We start from the raw sequence: 26058 nt of genomic DNA, 5'->3' as shown, positions 1-26058 counted from the left end.
CCAAATGTGCCAATGCTATTCATGCAGCAATTGAAAACAGGATAATTGACAGATCTATTTATGAATTTATTTATTTATCATTTTACGAAGCCATTCCGGTGCAGGCGATTCCGGATAAGGAACCAGAGCATCCGGGGTAGTAGAAAGGCTGTTTTGCCCGTGTGCCACATCACGATGGCAATCCCAGCAAGCCTTTCCTTCTCCTACCTGGGACATCATATAATCGATACGCCCGGTAGACACAAACTCGGTATTGAGCTGTGTATGACAACGGATGCAATTGTTCATGATTACTTCTGCGCTTTCATCATTTGCTTTTATTACCTGATGCTCGCCACGAGTGAGAAACACCGCAACATGACGCATACCATCCATGCCCTTGAACGCCCACTTTTTTACCGGATTCTCATGAGGAACATGACAATCATTACACGTAGCATCCCGTCCGTGAGAGCAGTGCATCCAGGTGGCATAATAGGGTCCCATGATATGGCAATTGACGCAAGCTGCCGGGTCGTCACCCAGATAGGTATGCGCCCGGAGCATATACAAGAAAAACAACCCTCCCCCGATAATCAGACCGGACAAGGCAATGGCTACCATCTTCCAGCGCCTGGAAGGAAGTAGCCAATGAATAATCTCTTTTATTTTCATAAGACACCAAATATTAAGTATACTACCGGCCGATTAACAGGACCTGTATTCTCTTTACTTGTGCAAAGGAGCAAAATAAAAGCTAATAAATGTGTAATCTACATTACATATGAGAAAATTATTTTTAATAATGTGCCAATATACTAATTTGCCAATATGCTGCGCTGTACTGCCGAAAGACATTGGCACATTAGCATATTGGCACATTATTACTCAATCACCATAATACGGTCGTTCAAACCCACTTTTGCCGTATCTTCTACAAAGATTTCTTTGACCGTACCGTCCGTCAGCGAACGGATTTCGTTTTCCATCTTCATAGCTACCAGTACACAAAGCGGCTCTCCTCGCTGTACTACATCTCCCTTCTTTACATATGTTTTCAATATCACTCCGGGCATTGGCGCCTGAACCACTTGACGCCCCACAGACTCGGCAGCATTACGGGAATTGTGTATCTTTTCCATTTCGCCTTTCAGTTCTATCTGATAAAGTTCTCCTTTGTTCATGATAGTATATGTAGAATTGGAAGAAGAAATCTGCACTCCATGAGAATGATGATCAATGATTATAGAATGAATAGAGTCACCACCAAGGTTATAATCTACTTCATACACCTTTCCATTGACTGCTATTTTCTTTACAGGACCATCTTCAAGAATCTCAACTTTATACTCATTGTCGGGCATATCCAGAAGCCGGGCATAATAGGTTGCTAATGTTGTACTCATAATCACTGATGTTTTAATAGTTATTGGCAGTCATCTGCAGTTTACCATAATATTTCCAAAGGGATTCTCCTACCACCGGAAGAGTAGTAGCCCTCGACGCTGCCTCTTTTTCCTTCTCAAAATGCTTTAGTGCAGCTGCAATTACAGCCACAGTAGGATCGGTATTCTGACGCCGTTTCAAATCTTCTTTATCAAAACGGGTATCAATAAACGTAGTATCATACTCCCCTTTCAGAAAAGCGGCATTCTTCAAGACACGCTGATGAAACGGAATGGTGGTTTTAATACCCAGTATCTTATACTCCCGCAAAGCACGGGCCATATTTGATATGGCAGAAGCACGGTTTCTTCCCCAGCAACAGAGCTTGGCAATCATCGGATCATAATGCAATGACACCTCAAATCCGGCATAGGCGGCACTATCCAGGCGAACGTTACGTCCTTCGGGAGCCTCACGTACCGTAATGACTCCCGGTGACGGCATAAAGTTATTTTCCGGATCTTCGGCATAAATACGACATTCGATGGCCGCACCCCTAAACTCAATATCCTCCTGATGATAAGGCAAGCGATTGCCGGCAGCAACAAGAATCATATCACGTACAAGATCAACACCGGTACATTCCTCCGTTACCGGATGTTCTACCTGAAGCCGGGTATTCATTTCAAGAAAATAGAAGTTCTGGTCTTTATCCATCATAAACTCCAAAGTCCCGGCACTGTAATATCCTATTTTCCTGCAAGCCTCTACAGCCACCTTCAACATCCGTTTTCGTGTCTCTTCCTTCACAAAAGGAGAAGGAGACTCTTCTATTACCTTTTGATTTCGTCGTTGGATGGAGCATTCACGTTCATACAGATGAATTACATTCCCATATTTATCACCCAATATCTGCACTTCGATATGATGGGGATTTTCGATATACTTCTCTATATAAACCGCATCGTTTCCAAATGAAGTTCCGGCTTCGGATTGGGACAGACGAAGAGCCATCTCAACTTCTTCTTCTGAACGCACCAGTCGCATTCCCTTTCCGCCACCACCTGCTAATGCTTTCAGCATAATCGGATAACCGACTTCTGCTGCTGCCTTTTTAGCTTCGGCAATGCCCTGAACCGGTTGTTCTGTGCCCGGAACAATGGGCAGGCCAGCTTCTCTCATGATCTTCCGCGCCTCCGTCTTAATACCCATCCGGGCAATTATATCAGCACTCGGACCAATAAAAATCACTCCTTCTTCCTCACAACGACGGGCAAAGTCAGCATTCTCTGACAAGAAACCATAGCCCGGATGAATGGCAGCCCCAGTCTTTTTGGCTATTTCCAGAATCTTTTCCGGTTTCAGATAAGAGGTATCCTCCGGTGAATCAGATATACAATAGGCTTCTTCAGCGTAACGGACATGCAACGCTCCACGGTCTACCCGTGTGTAAATCGCTACCGTAGCAATATTCATTACCCGGCAGGTACGGAAAATACGCATAGCAATCTCGCCACGGTTGGCTACTAATATTTTTTTTATCATAATATGTTTCCTCCTACAATATTAAAGCGGTAAATTAGAATGCTTTTTGGGTGGATTGGACTGGCGCTTATTAGCCAACATCTCAAAACTACGAATCAACCGCATACGAGTAATAGCCGGATCAATCACTTCATCCACATAACCGAGTTCGGCAGCCCGATAAGGATTTGCAAATTTCTCACGATATTCAGTCTGAAGCTCTTTTCTTTTCTCTTCAGGATCTCCTGCTTTGTCTATTTCTTTACGGAACAGAATATTCACAGCCCCATCCGGCCCCATCACGGCAATCTCGGCCGTAGGAAAAGCAAAGTTCACATCTCCCCGGATATGTTTGGAGCTCATTACATCATAGGCACCACCATAAGCTTTGCGTGTGATAACCGTCACCTTAGGTACGGTAGCCTCACAATAAGCATATAGCAACTTGGCACCGTTACGAATAATACCACCATATTCCTGGTCAACTCCCGGTAAGAATCCCGGTACGTCCACCAAAGTCAGTAACGGAATATTGAAAGCATCGCAGAAGCGGACAAAACGAGCCGCCTTGACAGAAGCATCAATATCCAGTGTACCGGCAAGTACCAGCGGTTGGTTAGCCACCACTCCCACAGTTTTCCCATTCAGACGAATATAACCAATGACAATATTCGCCGCATACTCTGCCTGAAGTTCAAAGAAACTATTGTCATCGGCTACTGCCTCGATCATCTCCTTTATATTATAGGGTTGATTCGGGTTAGTAGGTATCAGCATAGAAAGTTCTGGTGTGAGCCGCGTGGGCGAATCGGAAGTAGCAACAAATGGAGGTTCTTCCATATTATTTCCGGGCAGGAAGGAGATTAATTCACGAATATAATTGATACATTCAATATCATTTTCAGCAGCCAGATGTGCTACACCGGATATAGAAGTATGTACAGCAGCTCCACCCAATTCTTCTTTACTCACCTCTTCCTGTGTTACACTCCTCACTACGTCCGGTCCGGTAATAAACATATAACCGGAATTCTTCACCATCAGGATAAAATCGGTCAGAGCCGGAGAATACACAGCACCACCGGCACATGGGCCCATAATAGCACTGATTTGCGGTATTACCCCCGATGCCATCGAGTTACGAAGAAAGATTTCAGCGTATCCTGCCAGCGAACGAACCCCTTCCTGAATACGGGCACCCCCGGAATCATTGAGCCCGATTATCGGGGCACCCATTTGCATGGCCATATCCATCACCTTGCAGATCTTTTTAGCATACGTCTCCGAAAGTGCCCCTCCGAACACTGTGAAGTCCTGAGCAAAAACATAAACCAGTCGTTTGCCTATCATACCGTAACCGGTAACTACCCCATCCCCTGGTATCTTCTGTTTCTCCATACCAAAGTCGGTACAACGATGCGTCACAAGTTTATCAAGTTCGATAAACGATCCTTTCTCCAAAAGTAAATCGATACGTTCACGGGCTGTCAGCTTTCCTACTGAGTGTTGTTTCTCAATCCGGGCATCTCCGCCGCCGTTCTCAGCTTTTCTGTTTAATTCTTCCAGATGGTTGATGAGTTCTTTCATGGGCATTCATATTTAAGTACGATGTAAAAATAGAAATAATTACAGTGAATACATGTAATGCAGATTACATCAGGGGTGTATTCTACTAAATATAACATACCATTCCGAAGAAAAGTTAGGAAACATGCCGTTAAACATCCGGATTAACAGTAAGACTTAAGGAAAGAAATTAAAACTGTACACAAAACGACACATAAAATAACTGCCCATGGTAGATGTTCTTGTATTCTGGATATAGGAAGCCCCTACGTTCCTTGATAAATCTCTTCTGCTTTGCAGCAAATCAAATGCAGATATTTGAATAGTGCCTGTACCATACTTCTTTGAGAAGCAATCTCTTTCTATAGCAACATCCAGAATATTTTCTCTGATATTTCCGGTTTCACCACTGTAGCCTTTCTTTAAACTCCATCTGAAAGAAGAACTCAATCTTATTTTATAAGGCAGCAGATAGGATGCATTAAGTTCTGTTCCCCAATCCCGGGTTTCCATATTATCGGTAGATTGACCCTGCCCCTTTAGAATCACATATTTGAATAATCCCTGAATATTAAAATAGAAATCAGGAGTATAATATCTGAGAACCAGATTCTCATCAATAGTAAAAGAACCCATGACACTTACCTCATCATTGACGAGCCCCTTCTTTCTGTCATATCCGCCTCTAAGCCCATTGCTTATTGTAAAATTTGTTTCGTTTATCGGTGTATAATAAATGCATCGAAATTGCGCATTCCAATTACCATTTACATTTTTGTAAGAAGTGGTTCGATTTCCTGTCTCCGGATTAATATTGTAAGAAGATTGAATAGCATTCGCTGTGTATCCACCGAACAAACCGACATCGTAGAATCCCTGAGTTTTGGAATTAGAACCGGAAAGATTCAGTACCACATCATTTGCAAACTGCGGTTTAAGGTCAGGGTTTCCTTTAATACTGTTAGTAGGGTCGCTTATATCGGTATAGTCCTGCAACTGAGTACCTGTCGGAGATGTCATTGTCCCCATATAATCAAGTGTCAGCGTGTTACTTTTATTGAACCGGTGTTTTATATTCAATACCGGAGAGTAGTTGGTAACTTTTTGATTTACATTGGCCCTGAAAGAGTCATCCGGAAAACGGGTTTTATTTTCAGAGTCGTCAATATCTACGTTCATTCCCATCGTATAGTCGGTTTTCTCTCCCAATGATTTGTAATTTAATGTAAAGCGCTGATTAAATATACTCTGCGATGTGCCCGGACTTTGGCTAGGTAATAATTGGAGGTTATCAGATGAAACATCTTCTCCAACCTTATAAGTATTTTTCCCGACATGATCACCTGAAAGACGAGCCGTATAGGCAATTTGTATAAAACGTTTCTCCGTGATAGGTTCAACATACGACAAACCCAATTTGATTTGCTTACCTGAATTCTCGTTAACCGTCCGTTGGTTCACAAGTGAATCATACTGATAGACATTATTATCATACATCCGACGGTTCCAGGAATAAGATTCACGAGCGTCACCCTGATTTATGATACCATAGAGCGACGTACTAAAAACCCGACCTTTCTTCTTTAACCGATGTGCATAGTCAATGGAAATATTCAGAGAGTAGTTGTTACCATTGTTTTCTGTGGCGGAATGTCCATTATAGAGGGTATCACGCAAGCCATTATAGCTATTAAAAAGTTCATTATCCCAACGATTCTTTTTCGAATAATTCAAATACGCCTGCGTTATAAGCGTATTTTTACCATTGGGGGTCCATTCTGTCCTTATGCCAACGTCCAGAACTTTATTTTTAGTATCGGATAAACGATTTGAACTATCAAAAAGAGAGGATTCCGGCGAGAGTATTGTCTCCTGGTCTGTAAGCATATTCTCTACCGACTTTATAGAGGTATATGTTACATTACTGTAAACATTAAAGCGGTTACTAAATTCTTTATTTATCAAAAGCCCGATTTGCCCAACAGAGTTGTCTCCTGTCTGCGAACTACCGGTTCCGCTATTCGTATTGTCATTTCGTAACATGAGAGAAAACATATCCTGCCTTTTCAACAGATTTATATACGCATTTTGCTCATATCGCGTTTTATTATCGTTTATATCACGCCCGCCCCCCACAGCTGCCTGAGCCATTACGCCTACCTTATTTTCTTCTTTAACGGACAAGTTAAGTACTGTTTCTTTATCCCCGTTATCGAATCCAGTAAGTCGGTCCACCTCAGAGCTTTGGTCAATAACTTGTACTTTATCCACTATTTTGCCTGGAAGTGATTTTGATGCCATCTCTGGATTATTGGAGAAGAAATCTTTTCCATCAACAAGAATTTTACTTACCGGTTTCCCCTGAACTAAAATTTGTCCATGTTCTGTAACAGTGACATTGGGTAGCAATTTCAATAAATCACGCACCGAGGCCTGATCCGAAAGCGCATAGATACCCGTGTTATATTCTAAAGTATCCCCTTTCATTTGCATAGCAGCAGCCTTTCCGGTCACCATTACTTCAGCCAGATTAATGCTTTCGTCCTGTAGTTTTATAGTATCCGCCAATAAGTTTTTGCAGATTGTATCTGCCGAAATCGTTCTGTAAGACTTTTGATAACCCAAGTAGCTGATTTCAAGGATGCATTTCTTCCGGGGAAGCATTAAAATAAAGTAACCTCCGGCATCAGACGTAGTACCCGAAAGGAAAACACTATCCGCAGTAAGTGCACGTATCGCTGCTCCTTCAATAGCATCGGAGTTCTTATCTTTGATAAATCCGGCTACCGAAACAGCTTCTTGAGCAGATAAGGAAAAGGTTATAATAAAAAATAAAATACTAAGTAAATATTTCATATCCCTTTCATTGGGTTATAAAAGAGCTATAATAAATAAAATCAGCTAACTGTTCCACAAATTAACTGATTTTATTTTTATGAGCTAGTAAAACACAAGCATATTAAAAACATATGAAGTAAAGTTATAATTGTGCGTTAACGACTTGGTCGGAAATTTATTAATAGATGGAGAGTAGATTCCTTTGTAATAGCATAATCTTGTAACGTTCTACCATCCTCTAACTGCTTTCCGGCAAAAATAAGTCTCTGTTGATTAGGTGGAATTCCCTCCTTAGCCTGAATCTTAGACTTAAACTGTGCAACAGTTTCATATGGATCAGTTGCAATCGTAATCGTCTTGTTATTTGCCATTATTTTAACATAAACATTAAAGCCTGATCGTGGAGAAACCTGATCACTTATAAAAGCTTCAGACTCTTCGAGGAAATTAGAAGAAACACCACTATTAGCAAACAGGCTATTCAACAAACCTGTTCCTGATAATACACAAACCAATAAATAACAATAAACTCTTTTCATAATATATAGAATCAAAGTGAACAAATAAAATAATCTACAATGATACATATAAAAATCGATATATATAAATTTTCTTGTAATTACTTTAGAATCTATTTTGAATTTATTGAAAATAGGAATAATGAAGAGTAATACACCTAATGGGTCACGCTACATCGGTACAACACAGTCAGTCCATTCATCACTGGCTGCACAATAGAGTTAAATCAAAACAGTTCCTCTATTAACAAAAAAAGCCTGTTCCTCATCACTATGAGAAACAGGCTACTTCCTTTATATATAGAAATCTATTCTTCTACAGCCAAGGTCGACAGCGAATTCGAACTACGATTTTCGATACTATACAACTGCATATCAAAAATCAATGTGGAATACCCTAAAATGCTACCACTACCACTGGAACCATAACCATAGTTCCAAGGTATGTAAACTAACCTTCGCTCTCCTACTTTCATACGCTGAAGCATCTCATTCCAACCAGTAATTACACCTGTTACCTTCAATTTCTTCGGCGAGTCAAAGGCTGTAGGGTTTGCACCTTTGAATCCATCAAATCGGTCCCCGATGATTAAAGTACCTTTATAATACATATATACACTATCTGTATAAAAAGGTTGCATATCCTGAGAAACATATCCTTCGATAACCTCATCCAGATTTGTCGGATTCGGATTTAACTTTGGATCATTCGTTATCGGCTTCAGCTCCTTATAAAATATGCAGGCATCCGGAGCAGACATAAGATGAATACTATCCAACCCACCATGATCGGCCTCCGTAGTATAAACATTATACAAAGAGTCGATAAACGCCTCATTTCGTGCCTGCCAGTTATCATACCTGCTCACTTCTTTCGTTTCTTCACAAGAGGTAAAGACAAGTGCCAGCAATAGGATTGGTAATAAATAGATTTTCTTATTCATTCGTCAAGGATTTATTGTAAAGTTTTCAAAAGCGAAGTGATGCTTACTCTGTCAGCAATAATATTGTTCAGTTCAGAGATCGCTACACGTTCCTGCTGCATGGTATCGCGATTACGCAAAGTCACACAGTTATCTTCGAGCGTTTGATGGTCAACCGTTACACAATATGGAGTACCAATGGCATCCTGACGGCGATAACGTTTTCCGATACTGTCTTTCTCGTCATACTGACAATGGAAGTGGAACTTAAGACTATCAATAATCTCGCGGGCCTTTTCGGGCAGTCCGTCTTTCTTTATCAAAGGCATTACGGCCAACTTCACCGGAGCAAGAGCTGCAGGAAGTTTCAATACCACGCGGCTTTCACCGTTTTCGAGTTGCTCTTCGCAATAAGCAGCACTCATGATACTAAGGAACATACGATCCACACCGATAGAAGTTTCGATAACGTACGGAGTGTATGACTCATTTAGTTCAGGATCGAAGTATTTGATACTCTTTCCGGAGAATTTCTCATGCTGGCTAAGGTCGAAGTTAGTACGTGAATGTATACCTTCTACTTCTTTGAAACCAAACGGCATAAGGAATTCGATATCTGTAGCGGCATTAGCGTAGTGAGCCAGCTTATCATGGTCGTGGAAACGATAATGATCATCACCGAAACCAAGTGCTTTATGCCATTTCAAACGCATTTCTTTCCATTTTGGGAACCACTCCAGTTCTGTACCCGGTTTTACAAAGAACTGCATCTCCATTTGTTCAAATTCACGCATACGGAAAATGAACTGACGGGCCACAATCTCATTACGGAAAGCCTTACCAATCTGTGCAATACCAAAAGGTATTTTCATACGCCCGGTTTTCTGTACATTGAGGTAGTTCACGAAAATTCCCTGTGCTGTTTCCGGACGAAGGTATATTTTCATTGCACCTTCCGAAGTAGATCCCATATCAGTAGAGAACATCAGGTTGAACTGACGAACCTCTGTCCAGTTCTTAGTACCGGAAATAGGACAAACGATTTCTTCATCAATAATGATCTGACGGAGTTCGTCAAGATTACCATCGTTTAATGCTTTTGCAAAACGGGTATGAAGCGCATCACGCTTAGCCTGATGTTCAAGGACACGGCCATTTGTACTGCGAAACTGTGCCTCATCAAAAGCATCACCAAACTTTTTAGCAGCCTTAGCTACTTCTTTATTCATTTTATCGTCGTACTTAGCCAATTGGTCTTCGATAAGTACGTCTGCACGATAACGTTTTTTAGAATCTTTGTTATCAATCAATGGGTCATTGAATGCATCAACGTGTCCGGAAGCCTTCCAGATAGTAGGGTGCATAAAGATTGCAGAGTCAATGCCTACAATATTCTCGTGCAGCAATACCATGCTGTCCCACCAGTATTTCTTAATATTATTTTTGAGTTCAACTCCCATCTGGCCGTAGTCGTATACAGCTCCCAGTCCGTCGTAAATATCACTTGAAGGAAATACAAAACCATACTCTTTGCAATGTGATACCAATTTCTTAAAAACGTCTTCTTGTGCCATTGTTTTATTTACAATTTAATCATTTACAATTTACGATTCCGATATCTGCCTGTAAATCACACTCGGAAATAATTCGCAAAGTAAATGATTTTTTTGGAGAAAATTCGTATTTTTGCGTGCACATCGTTCTATAATGATGTAAAAAAGATAATTTGTTGTTAAAACAAGAGGAATATTAACCATATGAGTGACGAAATCAACGAGATAACGGAAGAACATTCAGACTATAAGCCGGCGGACTCCCACAATGAAAGCGTAAAACATCAACTCACAGGTATGTACCAGAACTGGTTTCTGGACTATGCTTCGTATGTTATTCTGGAACGTGCCGTCCCCCATATCAATGATGGGCTGAAGCCTGTACAACGCCGTATACTACACTCCATGAGGAGACTGGATGACGGACGTTACAACAAAGTGGCAAACATCGTGGGACATACCATGCAGTTTCACCCACACGGAGATGCTTCTATCGGAGATGCACTGGTACAGCTGGGACAAAAAGATTTGCTGGTTGACTGCCAGGGTAACTGGGGTAACATTCTCACCGGTGATGGTGCAGCTGCTCCACGTTATATTGAAGCCCGCCTCTCTAAATTCGCACTCGACGTAGTATTCAATCCGAAAACAACGGAATGGAAGTTGTCTTATGACGGACGAAATAAAGAACCCATAACTTTACCTGTTAAATTCCCGCTGTTACTGGCACAAGGAGTAGAGGGTATTGCTGTAGGACTCTCTTCTAAAATATTGCCACACAACTTCAATGAATTATGTGATGCTTCTATCAGTTACCTGCACGGAGAAAATTTCAAACTTTATCCCGACTTCCAGACCGGAGGCTCTATAGACGTATCCAAGTATAATGATGGCGAACGAGGCGGTTCTGTGAAGATACGTGCCAAAATCAATAAGGTTGATAATAAAACATTGGCGATCACGGAAATTCCTTATGGTAGAACTACCACAACAGTGATTGATTCTATTCTGAAAGCCGTAGACAAAGGAAAAATCAAAGTGCGCAAGGTAGATGACAACACCTCTGCCAACGTAGAGATATTAGTACATCTGGCAGCAGGAACTTCATCAGACAAAACTATTGATGCGCTATATGCTTTTACCGATTGTGAAGTAAGCATATCCCCCAACTGTTGTGTGATTGATGATAACAAGCCGCACTTTCTGGCCATCAGTGATGTACTGAGAAAATCGGCGGACAACACGCTCGATCTTCTTCGTCAGGAGCTTGAAATACACAAAGGTGAACTACAAGAAAGCCTTCACTTTGCTTCACTCGAAAAGATATTTATTGAAGAACGTATCTATAAAGACAAAGAGTTCGAACAGTCCAAAGATATGGATGCTGCGTGCGAACATATCGATAACCGGTTAACTCCTTTCTACCCGCAATTCATACGGGAAGTAACCAAGGAAGACATCCTGAAACTGATGGAAATCAAAATGGGACGTATCCTGAAGTTCAACTCAGACAAAGCGGAAGAAAACATAGCCAAAATGAAATCGGAGATTGCCGAGATAGACAATCATCTGGCCAATATCGTGGAATACACAATCAGCTGGTACCAGATGTTGAAAGAAAAATATGGTAAGAATTTCCCTCGCCGTACGGAATTACGCAATTTCGATACCATCGAAGCAACCAAAGTGGTGGAAGCTAACGAAAAGTTATACATCAACCGCGAAGAAGGATTTATCGGCACAGCACTCAAGAAGGATGAATTCGTAGCCTGCTGTTCGGATATAGACGATGTAATCATCTTCTACAGAGACGGTAAATATATGATTACTCCCGTAGCCGACAAAAAGTTCGTAGGTAAAAACGTGCTGTATGTCAATGTATTCAAGAAGAATGATAAACGAACGATCTACAATGTAACTTACCGTGACGGAAAAGAGGGAACAACCTACATAAAACGTTTTGCCGTAACCTCCATCGTACGGGATCGCGAATATGACGTAACACAGGGTACTCCCGAGTCACGAATCACATATTTCAGCGCAAATCCGAACGGAGAAGCCGAAATCATAAAAGTGACATTGAAACCGAATCCACGTGTACGCCGTATCATCTTCGAACGGGACTTCAGTGAGATTGGCATTAAGAGTCGCCAGGCACAGGGAGTTATTCTGACTCGTCTGCCGGTACACAAGATAGCCTTAAAGCAACGCGGAGGCTCTACGCTTGGGGGACGTAAAGTCTGGTTCGACCGGGATGTGTTACGCCTCAACTATGACGGACGAGGTGAATATCTGGGAGAGTTCCAGAGCGACGACTCTATCCTGGTAGTTCTCAATACAGGCGAATTCTATACAACAAACTTCGACGTAAGCAACCATTACGAAAACAATGTAAGCATCGTTGAGAAGTTTGATTCTAATAAAGTATGGACAGCTGTTTTATACGACGCTGATCAGCAGAACTATCCATATCTGAAACGTTTCTGTTTTGAAAGCACCTCCCGTAAGCAGAATTACCTGGGAGAAAACAAAGCCAATCAACTGATTCTGTTGACTGATGAATATTATCCACGTCTGGAAGTCATCTTTGGCGGTCATGACAGTTTCCGAGATCCGATGGTGATAGATGCCGATGAATTTATTGCCGTCAAAGGCTTTAAGGCAAAAGGTAAACGTATCACTACTTATACGGTAGAAACGATCAACGAACTGGAACCGACCCGCTTCCCTGAACCTCCCGCGCCCAAAGAAGAAGAGGAAACAGAGGAGGAAACAGAGATTCTCGATCCGGACCATGGCAAAAGTGAAGGAGATATTCTGGACGAGATGACAGGACAGATGAAGCTGTTTTGAATAATGGAAAATTGAAAGTTGAAAGTTGAAAACGAGGGCAACTGCATTATATCTTGTCATAAAACCGGTTCCCATTTTCAACTTTCCATTTTCAATTTTCAACTAAATAAAGGTTTGTCAATGAGGAAGAAGATACTGTTAAAGATCGGTTTAACCGGATATTGTCTGCTGGCTTTCTGCCACGGACTGTATGCTCAGGTAGATTCGTTGCAAGCCAACCGATATGTGACCCGTGCCACTATGTACGGAATAGGTTATACCAATATATTCGACACCTATCTGTCACCACAGGAATATAAAGGTATCGACTTTCGTATTTCACGGGAAACAATGCGTATGACTAAATTGCTTAATGGAAAAGTATCCGTACAAAACTTTTTTCAGGCAAACATTGGATATACACATAACCGGGTAGATAATAATAATACCTTTGCCGGATTGGTGAATTGGAATTATGGATTGCATTACCAATTCCGCATCACAGAAAACTTTAAGCTGCTGGCGGGGGCTCTGGCAGACATTAACGGAGGATTTGTATACAATCTACGCAATACCAATAACCCGGCATCAGCACGGGCATTTCTCAATCTCGACGCTTCCGGAATGGCAATCTGGCATGCAAAAATAAAAAACTATCCACTCACATTCCGTTATCAGGTCAATGTACCGGTAATAGGGGTTATGTTTTCACCTCACTACGGTCAATCTTATTACGAGATATTCACATTGGGAAATTCCAGCGGAGTAGTACAATTTACTTCACTGCACAACCAACCTTCCATGAGACAAATGTTATCCATAGACTTCCCGATTCGCTATGCAAAGATGCGCTTCAGTTATGTAGCAGATCTGCAGCAATCGGATGTTAATGATATCCGGACACATACATATTCACACGTATTCATGGTAGGATTCGTAAAAGATCTGTATCTGATCCGTAACAAAAACGGAACACCATTGCCGCCGGCAATAAGGGCGTATTAAAGGGAGAAGGAAGAATGGAGAAGGGAGAAGTACTATGCAGGGTGATGGCGTGGACAATTGTAAATTGTAAATAGTAAATTGTAAATGGAAAGATGAGAAACCGGATGATCAGTTGGCTATTATTTCTTACTTGCCTGAGTGGGTTGACCGCCTGCATTAGGGAGGAAGAGTATACCAATGATCCGATAGGAAACTTTGACCAACTCTGGAAAATCATCGACGAGCGATATTGCTTTCTGGACTATAAAGGTATTGACTGGAAAAAGATCGGAGAAAGGAAACGTAAATTTATTGAGCCGGAAATGGATGACCGGGATCTCTTTCAGGTACTCAGCGATATGTTGTACGAACTTCAGGACGGACATGTCAACTTAACCTCTACTGACAATCAAACCCACTTTGACTTCTGGCTTGACTCACCACGTAATTTTAGTGAAGCAACGATAGAAAGCAATTATTATCTGGGGCAAAACTATCAACAGACAGCCGGCTTCAAATATAAAATACTAAACGATGAAGTTGGCTATATCTATTATGAGAAGTTTTCCGAAGGCATTGATAATAATGATTTAGACAGGGTTTTCTCCTATTTTTCTAACTGTAAAGGACTCATTATTGATGTTCGGCAAAACTCCGGAGGGAATGCAACAAACTCAGCTAAAATAGCTTCGAGATTCACAGAAAAGAAAATACTAACAGGGTATATCTGTCATAAGACAGGTCCGGGACACAATGACTTTTCAGAACCATACGCCATCTACCTGGAACCTGCCAAAGGTATTCGCTGGCAAAAGAAAGTAGCCGTACTTACCAATCGGCATTCATACAGCGCTACCAACGATTTTGTCAATCATATGAGATGCCTTCCTAATGTTACAATCGTAGGTGATAAAACCGGAGGAGGATCAGGAATGCCTTTTTCATCCGAACTTCCTAATGGCTGGACAATCCGTTTTTCTGCCAGCCCGCACTTTGACAAAAACATGAACCATATTGAGTGGGGAATTGATCCGGATGTAAAAGTGGATATAAACTATAAAGATGAGGTTAATGGGTTTGATACAATTATAGAAGAAGCACGGAAATTACTTAAATAAACACTTTTATTCGTCTTTCGTTTGGCAAAACAAAAAATATATCTATCTTTGCACCGCTAAAGAAAAAATTAGTCACGGATTTTGCGGCTGTGGCGTAATTGGTAGCCGCGCCAGACTTAGGATCTGGTGTCTCGCGACGTGGGGGTTCGAGTCCCTTCAGCCGCACAAACACTAAAAAGCCTTCAAGAACTACTCTTGAAGGCTTTTTCATTTAACTAAAGGAATTAGAATGAAGAAACATACTCTTTGTTGCATCGGACATATCACCTTAGATAAGGTAGTAACACCTCAATCCACCGTATACATGCCGGGAGGAACTGCTTATTATTGTTCATATGCTATCCGCCACCTGAACGATGTTGATTATAAATTGGTTACTGCAGTAGGAGACAGTGAGCTGAATGTTATAGACAAAATGCGTGACGCCGGTATTGATGTAACCGCTCTTCCCAGCAAATATTCTGTTTACTTTGAAAACATATATGGCGAGAATCAGGATGAACGCACGCAAAGAGTACTCGCCAAAGCAGATCCGTTTACCGTACAACAGCTTGAGAATATCGAAGCGGATATTTTTCATCTGGGCTCTTTGTTGGCCGATGATTTTTCGGTAGATGTTATCAAACATCTTGCCGGTAAAGGGCTGGTTGCTATTGACTCTCAAGGATACCTGCGTGAGGTACGCGATACACACGTCTATCCGGTGGATTGGGCCAATAAAAGGGAAGCACTGAAATACGTACATTTCCTGAAAGTGAATGAACACGAAATGGAAGTATTAACCGGATATGACAATGTAACAGAAGCGGCCCATAGGCTCCACGAATGGGGAGTGAAAGAGGTACTGCTCACATTTGGTAGCATGGGCTCAGTCATCTTTGACGGAAAAACCTTTTATCAGATTCCGGCATACGAGCCGGATGTAGTGACAGATGCCACAGGATGTGGCGATACATATACAATTGGTTACCTGTACCAGCGGGCTGCAGGAGCAAGTATCGAAGAAGCCGGACGCTTTGCAGCAGCAATGTCTACACTGAAAATAGAAAAATCCGGTCCATTCCTCGGAAATAAAGAAAATGTATTGCAATGTATGAAACATGCAAAAGAAGTGCTCCCTTTGTGCTTCCCGCACGGGGAGGTACGCCAGGCGGTGGTTACTATTTGAACGGATTTGAGTGTGTTTCACCACAGAGTAACACGGAGGTCCACAGAGTTTAAATCTTTGATGAAACGTGGATTAACGCAGATTTTCACAAAGGGAAACAAATAGATGATAAAGAAATACAGTCTTTTAATCTGCGTTCATTTGTGTTAATCCGCGTTTCAATCAGAGAAATACTACTCTGTGGAACTCTGTGTTACTCTGTGGTGAGTTTTGCTCATTCCGATCAGATTCGAGCCATCTTACTTTCCCCACGTCTTCCTCTTTCCCACTGTTAAAAATCACGATTAACACTCTTATCCTAATCTTTTTTACTACTTGTTTGTTCACTTTAATATTTTCGTCGCCACTTCATGTGACAATTAGACTTAAGAGAGTATTCTAATAAAGTAGTTCATGTAAATAGTAAAATTTAACGCAATGAGACCTAAACCTTTACAACATCTTCCCGAAGAGAAGAGAACCTCCTGGCTAAGGAATATCCTTGCCATAGCCTGCCTGTTACTGACCTCGTCATCTTTGTTTTCTCAAACAAAAACAGTGACGGGTACAGTAACCGACGCGCTGAACGAACCCCTGATCGGGGTATCAGTATTGATACAAGGTACCTCCTCCGGAACAGTCACTGACCTGGATGGAAACTATTCTATCTCAGTCACTCCGGACAATGTACTTGAATTTTCATATGTAGGTATGCAGAAACAAATTATCCCTGTAGGGCTGCAAACTGTGATTAATGTCGTGATGAAAGACGACTCACAGATGCTGGGTGAAACCGTAGTCATAGGATACGGTAGCGCTAAAAAACGCGACCTTACCGGTTCTATCACCAATATAAAAGGTGAAGAAATTGCTAACAAGCCTGCTACCAACCCACTGTCTTCTCTGCAAGGAAAGATTGCCGGTGTACAGATTATCAATAACGGACGTGCCGGTGATGATCCTGAAATACGTATCCGCGGAACAAATTCTATCAACGGCTACAAACCTTTGTATATCGTAGACGGACTCTTCAACGATAATATCAACTTCCTTAATCCGGAAGATATTGAATCAATGGAAGTATTGAAAGACCCATCTTCATTAGCCATATTCGGTGTGCGCGGTGCGAACGGCGTAATCATTATCACCACTAAAAAGGCAAAAGAAGGACAAACCAGAGTGAATATCAATACATCTTTTGGTTGGAAATCAGTTGTGGACAAAATAGTAATGACCAATGCCGACCAGTTTAAAGAATTATACAATGAACAGCTGACCAATGAAGAGACTGCTCTTTTTGACTTCAGCAACTGGAATGCTAATACAGACTGGCAAGACGAAATCTTCCAGAACGGATTCATTACCAATAACAATATCAGCATTACAGGTGCTTCCGAGAAACATAGTTTCTATTTAGGCGTAGGTTATTCTCACGAACAGGGCAATATCAAACATGAGAAGTTCAGTAAAGTGACCATCAATGCAAGTAACGAGTACAAGCTGACAGACTTTTTCAAGATTGGCTTCCAACTGAACGGCGCACGTATCTTACCCGCTGATGCCAAACAGGTATTGGGTGCTATCCGTACCACACCGGTTGCCCCTGTATACAATACAGAGTATGGCCTTTACACTGCTTTGCCGGAATTTCAGAAAGCACAGATGAACAACCCGATGGTGGATGTAGATCTGAAAGCCAATACTACCAAAGCTGAAAACTACCGTGCTTCGGGCAGTATATATGGTGAAATTGATTTCCTGAAACATTTCACAGCCCGTGCCACATTCTCTATGGATTATGCTTCGGACAACGGACGAACTTATACACCAATTATCAAAGTATATGACCCTACCGTGCAGGGTAATGTTTCAACTTTAGGAACAGGAAAGACAGAGGTAAGCCAGTTCAAACAGAACGAAACAAAAGTACAAAGCGATTACGTACTGACGTATACCAATAGTTTCGCTGACGGTGCACACAACCTGACAGCCACTGCCGGTTTTACCACCTATTACAATTCATTGAGCAGACTGGATGGTGCCCGCAAACAGGGAGTGGGACTCGTTATCCCCGACGATCCGGACAAATGGTTTGTCAGTATCGGAGATGCAGCCACTGCCACCAACGGCAGTACGCAATGGGAACGAACAACCGTATCCATGCTGGCACGTGTCATTTACAATTACAAAGGGAAATACCTGTTCAACGGTTCGTTCCGTCGGGATGGCTCCTCCGCCTTTTCATATACAGGCAACCAATGGCAGAATTTCTACTCGGTAGGTGCAGGCTGGTTGATGAGCGAAGAAAAGTTTATGAAAGATATCAGTTGGCTGGACATGCTGAAACTGAAGGGTTCATGGGGTACATTGGGTAATCAGAATCTGAGTACCGCCTATCCGGCCGAACCGCTACTGAAAAATGCATATTCGGCTATATTCGGTAAACCGTCCATCATCTATCCGGGATACCAACTGGCATATTTGCCTAACCCCAATCTCCGTTGGGAAAAGGTGGAAGCCTGGGAAGTGGGATTCGAAACGAATATGCTCCGCAACCGGTTACACCTGGAAGGAGTATTCTATAAAAAGAATACGAAAGATTTGCTTGCAGAAGTTCCGGGTATCTCCGGTACGATCCCGGGCATCGGTAATCTGGGAGAAATCAGAAACAGTGGCGTGGAACTGGCAGCAACCTGGCGTGATCAGATCGGAGATTGGGGATATTCAGTAAGTGCAAACCTGACTACGATCAGCAACAAAGTGAAAAGTCTGGTACAGGAAGGATATTCTATCATCGCCGGAGATAAGAGCCAAAGCTATACAATGGCGGGCTATCCGATAGGTTACTTCTACGGTTACAAGGTAGATGGCGTGTACCAGTCACCGGAGGATATAGCCTCCTCTCCTACCAATACCTTGGCCACCGTAACTCCGGGTGATTTGAAGTTCAAGGATGTGAACGGTGATGGCAAGATTACCCCGGAAGACCGTACCATGATTGGCGATCCGACGCCGGACGTCACCTACGGTATTTCTTTAGGAGTATCTTACAAGAACTGGGACCTCAGTGTCGAAATGATGGGACAAGGTGGCAATCAGATATACCGTACCTGGGATAACTATACCTTTGCTCAATTCAACTATATGGCCCAGCGACTCGACCGTTGGCATGGAGAAGGCACATCAAACAGCCAGCCATTGCTGAATACGAAGCATTCCATTAACCGCGAGAACTCGGAATACTACGTCGAAAGCGGACGCTTCTTCCGTATCCGTAACCTGCAACTGGCGTATACTTTTGATAAAGCGTTAATTGCCAAAGCACGCATGCAGGCGCTGAAGGTATACTTCAATGTTCAGAACCTGAAAACATGGAAGCATAATACCGGGTACACACCGGAATTAGGCGGTTCCGCCATTGCTTTCGGAGTAGATAACGGTAGTTATCCTGTGCCCGCCGTTTACACCTTCGGCATCAACTTAACCTTTTGAGAATGGAAAATTGAAAGTTGAAAGTTGAAAGTGAGCTGCGCTATCAGGCTGCATAGCAACTGTCAATTGTCAACTGTCAATTGTCAATTAAATAATAATCAAAGAAAGCAATTATGAAACTATATATTTATATATTATCCTTGTCATTAGTTATCGGGGCGATGACACTGACAAGTTGTAACGACTTTTTGGATCGTAGTCCGCAAGGGCAATTTACAGAAGATGACGATCCGAACGCATTGGTAAATGGCAAGATTTACAACGTTTACACCATGATGCGTAACTTTAACATAACTGCAGGGACACCGGCATTCGCCATCCATAGTTTCCGAAGCGAAGATGCCGAAAAAGGCAGTATAAGCAGTGATGGTTCGGACATCGCAGAAATGTACGATGATTTCATCTACACACCTACCAATGGTTTATTGGGTGGATACTGGAGTCAGAATTATGCAATCATCTTCCAGTGCAATGACATCCTTACCTCTATTGAAGAGAGTGAAGCAAGCGGCAAGCTGACGGAAGAAGATCTCCGTAATCGTGGAGAGGCGATGTTTTTCCGTGCCTACTGCTACTTTAACCTGGTACGTGCTTTCGGCGAAGTTCCTCTGATCACTTTTAAAGTGAATGATTCTTCGGAGGCAAATGTGCCTAAAACCACCGCAGAGAATCTTTATAAACAAATAGACAAGGATCTTGCCGGAGCCGAAAAGCTACTGCCGGAACAGTGGACAACAGAATACCTGGGCCGCCTTACCTGGGGGGCCGCCCGTTCGCTCCATGCACGTACGTTCATGATGCGCAATAATTGGGATAGCCTTTATGTAGCCGCCAACGATGTCATGTCAAGCGGACTTTATAATCTGAATACTCCCTACGAGAAGATATTTACAGACGAAGGTGAGAATAACAGTGGTTCTATTTTCGAACTACAATGTACAGCTACAGCAGCAATGCCTGCCAGCGATGTAATAGGTAGCCAGTTTTGTGAAGTACAGGGAGTGCGTGGCGCAAGTCAATGGGATCTTGGCTGGGGATTCAATATGGCAACTGAAGAGTTGTATAATGCTTATGAAGCGGGAGACCCACGTAGAGATGCAACCCTCCTCTACTTCCGCAAGAACGAGACAGATCCGATCACTCCTGAAAATACAAATACCCCTTACAATGAATCACCTGTATCTCAGGCCATGGGACGCGCCTTTAACAAGAAAGCGTATACAGACCCGGCCTTGCGGCGTGAGTATACCAATAAAGGTTTTTGGGTAAATATCCGGCTTATCCGTTATGCAGACGTAGTGCTAATGGCGGCCGAAGCTGCCAATGAGTTGGGAAAGACAGGAGAAGCCAATGCCGATCTCGAAATGGTACGGGCACGGGCACGTGGCAACAATCCGAATATTCTTCCAAAGATAGAATCGATGGATCAGACTGTACTTCGTGACGCCATCCGGCACGAACGACGGGTAGAGCTTGGAATGGAATTCGACCGTTTCTATGATCTCGTACGATGGGGCATTGCTTCTGATGTGCTTCATGCAGCAGGAAAGCTGAATTATCAGCCCAAGAATGCACTATTGCCGTTACCACAAACGGAAATAGATAAATCGAAAGGAGTATTGGTACAAAATCCTGACTATTAATGACATCAATTAATTTAGTGTAAAGTCCATGAAATCTTAAAATAGAGGGAGAATAGAGAAGAAAGAGGCAAGCTGTATCAGCACACCGAAGGGTATAAACCCAACCTACGATAATCTCCTGTAATTCATAGACTTACACCCATAAAAAGTTCTACCTTTAAAGGGATATAGATACATAAATAAGGTAGCTTTAGTGACATGCTGATGTCACCTTCAATGACATCCCGATGTCATGGGTGGTGACATCCCTGATGTTACTGGTGGTGACATCCCTGATGTTACTGGTGGTGACATCACGATGTCATGGGTGGTGACATCACGATGTCACTGAAGGGTACATCAGCATGTCATATATGGCGACGCTAAAAACAGTTATAAATATCAACACTGCTATGCCATATACAGTGATATCCGGATAGGATAAAAGAAGATATTATCAGCCTGTCAGTTCAAATCAATTATAAATAAAAACAAATATGAGTAAAGTAATTAAGAAACTAAGTATTCTGTTTGCAATTGTCCTGAGTGGTACAATCAGTGTTCAGGCACAAAAGTCTCCACAAGACATGAATCGTTTCATCGATGCATTGATGAAGAAGATGACTGTGGATGAAAAGATCGGCCAGCTCAACCTTCCCGTGACCGGTGACATCACCACCGGACAGGCCAAGAGCAGCGACATCGCCGGGAAAATAAAACGGGGTGAAGTAGGCGGACTCTTCAACCTGAAAGGAGTAGAAAAAATCCGCGACGTACAGAAACTTGCCGTAGAGAATTCCCGACTCGGTATTCCTCTGTTATTCGGCATGGATGTCATTCATGGATACGAAACAATCTTCCCCATCCCACTGGGCTTATCATGTACGTGGGATATGAAGGCCATCGAAGAATCGGCCCGTATCGCTGCTGTCGAAGCAAGTGCAGACGGTATCTCATGGACTTTCAGCCCTATGGTGGACATCAGCCGTGACCCGCGTTGGGGACGGGTATCCGAAGGTTCCGGCGAAGACCCGTTCCTCGGCTCACTCATTGCCCGGGCCATGGTGAACGGATATCAGGGAAAAGAGCCGTCAAGCCAGCTCAAACGTAATGATGAAATTATGGCTTGCGTCAAGCACTTTGCACTTTATGGAGCAGGAGAAGGCGGACGGGATTACAACACGGTTGATATGAGCCGCCAACGGATGTACAACGAATACTTCCCTCCCTTTGAAGCCGCCATTGAAGCAGGAGTAGGCAGTGTGATGGCTTCGTTCAATGAAGTAGACGGAGTACCCGCCACAGCCAATAAGTGGTTAATGACAGATGTTCTTCGCGGTCAGTGGGGATTCGGTGGATTTGTAGTAACTGACTATACCGGAATTTCCGAAATGATCGATCATGGTATCGGTGATCTCCAAACCGTTTCAGCCCGTGCCATCAATGCCGGAGTAGACATGGATATGGTGAGTGACGGTTTTGTCAGTACACTGAAAAAGTCGATTCAGGAAGGGAAGGTTTCTATGATGACCCTAAACACCGCCTGTCGTCGTATCTTGGAAGCCAAATATAAACTGGGATTATTTGATGATCCGTATAAATATTGTGATCCGAAACGTCCGGCACGCGATATATTCACCCGCTCACACCGGGATGCCGCCCGCCGCATTGCCTCAGAAAGCTTTGTGCTCTTGAAAAATGACAATCAGACCCTCCCCCTGAAAGCAACCGGAACAATTGCCGTTATCGGCCCATTGGCAGATACCCGGGCTAATATGCCGGGCACATGGAGTGTAGCAGCCGTTCTGGACCGTTCACCGTCACTCATTGAAGGACTCCGCGAAATGGTAGGCCGAATGGACGAAATGCCGCTCAACCAGCCGAATGAACCGTGGTATATTCCTCTGATGGAAAATGGAGCTAACATCAATCTACTATATGCCAAGGGTAGCAATCTGATCAGTGATGCCGCTTACGAAGAACGCGCTACCATGTTTGGCCGTTCTTTAAACCGTGACAACCGTACGGATGCCGAACTGCTAAAAGAAGCAATAGCAACGGTCAACAAAGCAGACGTTATTGTAGCCGCTTTGGGAGAATCTTCTGAAATGAGTGGCGAGAGCAGTAGCCGTACCAATCTGGATCTGCCGGATGTACAACAAACGTTATTGAAAGCATTGGTCGCTACCGGTAAGCCGGTCGTATTAGTACTGTTCACAGGCCGTCCGCTGGTTCTGAACTGGGAACAAGCCAACGTACCTGCCATCCTCAATGTATGGTTTGGTGGAAGCGAAGCTGCTTATGCAATTGGTGATGTACTGTTTGGTCGCGTTAACCCCAGTGGCAAACTAACCATGAGCTTCCCGCAAAACGTAGGACAAATACCTTTGTACTATGCTCACAAAAATACAGGACGTCCCTTACACGACGGTAAATGGTTCGAGAAATTTCGCAGTAATTACCTTGATGTAACGAACGAACCGCTTTATCCATTTGGTTTCGGACTCTCTTATACCACCTTTGCATACAGTGATATCAGTCTGAGCCAGACCAGTATGAATATGCAGGGAGTTCTGACAGCTTCTGTAAACGTTACCAATACCGGAGCATTCCCCGGCGGAGAAGTTGTACAGCTCTACATCCGTGATCTTGTGGGTAGTACGACCCGCCCGGTAAAAGAGTTGAAAGGATTCGAAAGAATCTATCTCCAGCCCGGCCAGACACGCACTGTTACTTTCAAGATAGCACCCGAAATGCTGAAGTTCTATAACTACGACCTGCAATATGTGGTAGAACCCGGAGACTTCAGTATAATGATAGGGCCTAATAGCAGAGATGTACAAACGGCGAGCATTCGTTTAATTGACAGTTGACAGTTGACAATTGACAGTTGCTATGCAGCATGATTGCGCAGCCAGTATACAGCGCAGCAACTGTCAATTGTCAACTGTCAACTGTCAACTAAACAAGGTTTCACGCTGCACAGCAACTTTCAATTTTCAATTAACAAAGACATGAAACATATCTCTTTTTATACACTCCTCTGTTGCCTCTTACTGGCAACAGGGGCGTGTCAGAACAATAAAAAATCAGGTGATAAGAAAGACGCTTCTCTCACCGACAGTCTGACTACAGACGCATTGCTGGACACAGTTCAGCGACGTACCTTTCTCTATTTCTGGGAGGGAGCCGAGCCCAACAGTGGTCTTGCTCCCGAACGTATCCACATGGACGGTAAGTATCCCGCCGGTGGACCGGACGTTGTTACTTCCGGCGGTAGTGGTTTTGGTATTATGGCCATCCTGGCAGGTATAGACCGTGGCTACGTTTCACGTACAGACGGATTGGCACGTATGGAGAAAATAGTTTCCTTCCTTGAACGTGCCGACCGCTTCAAAGGTGCCTATCCGCACTGGTGGCAGGGTGAAACAGGAAAGGTGAAACCCTTCGGACAAAAAGACAATGGCGGAGATCTGGTAGAAACAGCATTCCTCATGCAAGGGTTACTTGCAGTACACCAGTATTATATAGACGGAACTCCACAGGAAAAAGCCTTGGCACAAAGAATTGATAAACTCTGGCGGGAGGTAGACTGGAACTGGTACCGCAAAGGAGGACAGAACGTGCTCTATTGGCACTGGAGTCCGGAATATGGTTGGGACATGGACTTCCCCGTTCATGGCTATAACGAATGTCTCATTATGTATATACTTGCCGCAGCATCACCCACTCACGGTGTTCCTGCCGCTGTATATCACGAAGGATGGGCACAGAACGGAGCCATTGTATCTCCGCACAAAGTAGAGGGTATCGACCTTCATCTGCGCTATCAGGGAACCGAAGCCGGACCGCTCTTCTGGGCGCAATACTCCTTCCTGGGGCTTGATCCTGTCGGACTGAAAGACGAGTACTGCCCAAGTTATTTCAATGAAATGCGTAACCTCACGCTTGTCAACCGCGCTTACTGCATCCGCAATCCAAAGCACTACAAAGGATTTGGTCCGGACTGTTGGGGGCTAACCGCCAGTTATTCGGTAAATGGTTATGCTGCCCACTCCCCCAATGAACGGGAAGACTTAGGAGTCATCTCTCCTACTGCTGCCCTGTCATCCATTGTATATACACCGGAGTATTCTTTGCAGGTGATGCAACATCTTTATAACATGGGAGACAAAGTGTTTGGCCCTTACGGTTTTTATGATGCATTCAGCGAAACTGACAACTGGTACCCACAGCGTTATCTCGCTATAGATCAAGGACCAATAGCAGTAATGATTGAAAACTACCGGACCGGATTATTATGGAAACTTTTCATGAGTCATCCGGATGTTCAGGCTGGATTGAAAAAGTTAGGATTCAACAAGCCGGCTTAAAAAAGAAAAGGTATAGCCGTTACTTCGTTCATCAGTTTTGAATCAATTTCTGTGTTCTATGGTAAACTGATTCATTATTAATCAGATTTGAATTAAATATCCAACTACTGATTTGCATCAATAACAAGGGTATCCCTGTTCTCTTCTTTTTGAGAAGAGAACAGGGATACTTTTACAATTATTCATCTACCTGTAAAACTTAT

At 43.1% G+C, this 26058-nt stretch carries 15 protein-coding genes, 1 tRNA gene and 1 pseudogene; 9 read left to right on the top strand and 8 right to left on the bottom strand.

From position 1 onward, the window contains the following. Nucleotides 1–66: 66 nt before the first annotated feature. The 8 genes from nrfH to K8P02_RS20210 form a co-directional block, all read right to left on the bottom strand. Nucleotides 67–654: a cytochrome c nitrite reductase small subunit gene (gene nrfH / locus K8P02_RS20245; RefSeq protein ID WP_025867073.1), complete on the bottom strand. Its 588-nt coding sequence runs from the start codon at nucleotides 652–654 to the stop codon at nucleotides 67–69. A gap of 209 nt (nucleotides 655–863) precedes the next feature. Further along, nucleotides 864–1385, bottom strand: coding sequence for a biotin/lipoyl-containing protein (locus K8P02_RS20240; RefSeq protein ID WP_122201079.1), 522 nt, complete (start codon nucleotides 1383–1385; stop codon nucleotides 864–866). A gap of 13 nt (nucleotides 1386–1398) precedes the next feature. Continuing rightward, nucleotides 1399–2910, bottom strand: a complete 1512-nt coding sequence (gene accC, locus K8P02_RS20235) for an acetyl-CoA carboxylase biotin carboxylase subunit (RefSeq protein ID WP_002558864.1) — start codon at nucleotides 2908–2910, stop codon at nucleotides 1399–1401. 21 nt (nucleotides 2911–2931) lie between these two features. Further along, the gene (locus K8P02_RS20230) at nucleotides 2932–4476 is read right to left on the bottom strand and encodes an acyl-CoA carboxylase subunit beta (protein WP_122201125.1); all 1545 of its coding nucleotides are present in this window, start codon (nucleotides 4474–4476) and stop codon (nucleotides 2932–2934) included. A gap of 156 nt (nucleotides 4477–4632) precedes the next feature. Continuing rightward, complete coding sequence (locus K8P02_RS20225) at nucleotides 4633–7311, bottom strand: outer membrane beta-barrel protein (RefSeq protein ID WP_025867074.1); 2679 nt, start codon at nucleotides 7309–7311, stop codon at nucleotides 4633–4635. Nucleotides 7312–7448: 137 nt separating this feature from the next. Continuing rightward, a complete protein-coding gene (locus K8P02_RS20220) occupies nucleotides 7449–7832 on the bottom strand; it encodes a ubiquitin-like protein (protein WP_223381751.1) in 384 nt (127 codons plus the stop codon). 287 nt (nucleotides 7833–8119) lie between these two features. Beyond that, a complete protein-coding gene (locus K8P02_RS20215; RefSeq protein WP_002558860.1) occupies nucleotides 8120–8755 on the bottom strand; it encodes an FKBP-type peptidyl-prolyl cis-trans isomerase in 636 nt (211 codons plus the stop codon). An 11-nt stretch (nucleotides 8756–8766) separates the two neighbouring features. Next, nucleotides 8767–10308 carry a glycine--tRNA ligase gene (locus K8P02_RS20210; RefSeq protein ID WP_002558859.1) on the bottom strand — a complete coding sequence of 514 codons (1542 nt, stop codon included), beginning with the start codon at nucleotides 10306–10308 and terminating at the stop codon, nucleotides 8767–8769. Between the two features lie 183 nt (nucleotides 10309–10491). On the opposite strand from K8P02_RS20210, the gene K8P02_RS20205 reads away from it, so the two are divergent. From K8P02_RS20205 to K8P02_RS20165, 9 genes and pseudogenes are all read left to right on the top strand, one after another. Then, nucleotides 10492–13140 (top strand): DNA gyrase/topoisomerase IV subunit A, encoded by a 2649-nt coding sequence (locus tag K8P02_RS20205; protein WP_122201081.1) that lies wholly within the window; start codon nucleotides 10492–10494, stop codon nucleotides 13138–13140. A 120-nt stretch (nucleotides 13141–13260) separates the two neighbouring features. Then, complete coding sequence (locus K8P02_RS20200; RefSeq protein WP_025867075.1) at nucleotides 13261–14124, top strand: DUF3316 domain-containing protein; 864 nt, start codon at nucleotides 13261–13263, stop codon at nucleotides 14122–14124. 92 nt (nucleotides 14125–14216) lie between these two features. Continuing rightward, a complete protein-coding gene (locus K8P02_RS20195; protein WP_025867076.1) occupies nucleotides 14217–15221 on the top strand; it encodes a S41 family peptidase in 1005 nt (334 codons plus the stop codon). 83 nt (nucleotides 15222–15304) lie between these two features. Then, a tRNA-Leu gene (locus K8P02_RS20190) sits at nucleotides 15305–15386 on the top strand. 64 nt (nucleotides 15387–15450) lie between these two features. Continuing rightward, nucleotides 15451–16389 carry a carbohydrate kinase family protein gene (locus K8P02_RS20185; RefSeq protein WP_195349686.1) on the top strand — a complete coding sequence of 313 codons (939 nt, stop codon included), beginning with the start codon at nucleotides 15451–15453 and terminating at the stop codon, nucleotides 16387–16389. 417 nt (nucleotides 16390–16806) lie between these two features. Then, on the top strand, nucleotides 16807–19860 hold the full coding sequence (locus tag K8P02_RS20180) for a SusC/RagA family TonB-linked outer membrane protein (protein WP_044158095.1): 3054 nt from the start codon (nucleotides 16807–16809) through the stop codon (nucleotides 19858–19860). A 113-nt stretch (nucleotides 19861–19973) separates the two neighbouring features. Further along, nucleotides 19974–21503: a RagB/SusD family nutrient uptake outer membrane protein gene (locus K8P02_RS20175; protein ID WP_025867078.1), complete on the top strand. Its 1530-nt coding sequence runs from the start codon at nucleotides 19974–19976 to the stop codon at nucleotides 21501–21503. Between the two features lie 476 nt (nucleotides 21504–21979). Then, nucleotides 21980–24334, top strand: a pseudogene (locus K8P02_RS20170) (glycoside hydrolase family 3 N-terminal domain-containing protein); the annotation flags it as partial. A 162-nt stretch (nucleotides 24335–24496) separates the two neighbouring features. Beyond that, the gene (locus K8P02_RS20165) at nucleotides 24497–25855 is read left to right on the top strand and encodes a glucoamylase family protein (RefSeq protein WP_025867079.1); all 1359 of its coding nucleotides are present in this window, start codon (nucleotides 24497–24499) and stop codon (nucleotides 25853–25855) included. The last annotated feature ends 203 nt before the right edge of the window (nucleotides 25856–26058 follow it).

The sequence above is a fragment of the Bacteroides nordii genome (genome assembly GCF_019930665.1).
GTDB classification, from domain to species: Bacteria; Bacteroidota; Bacteroidia; order Bacteroidales; family Bacteroidaceae; genus Bacteroides; species Bacteroides nordii.
This window is presented reverse-complemented; position numbering and strand designations above follow the sequence as displayed.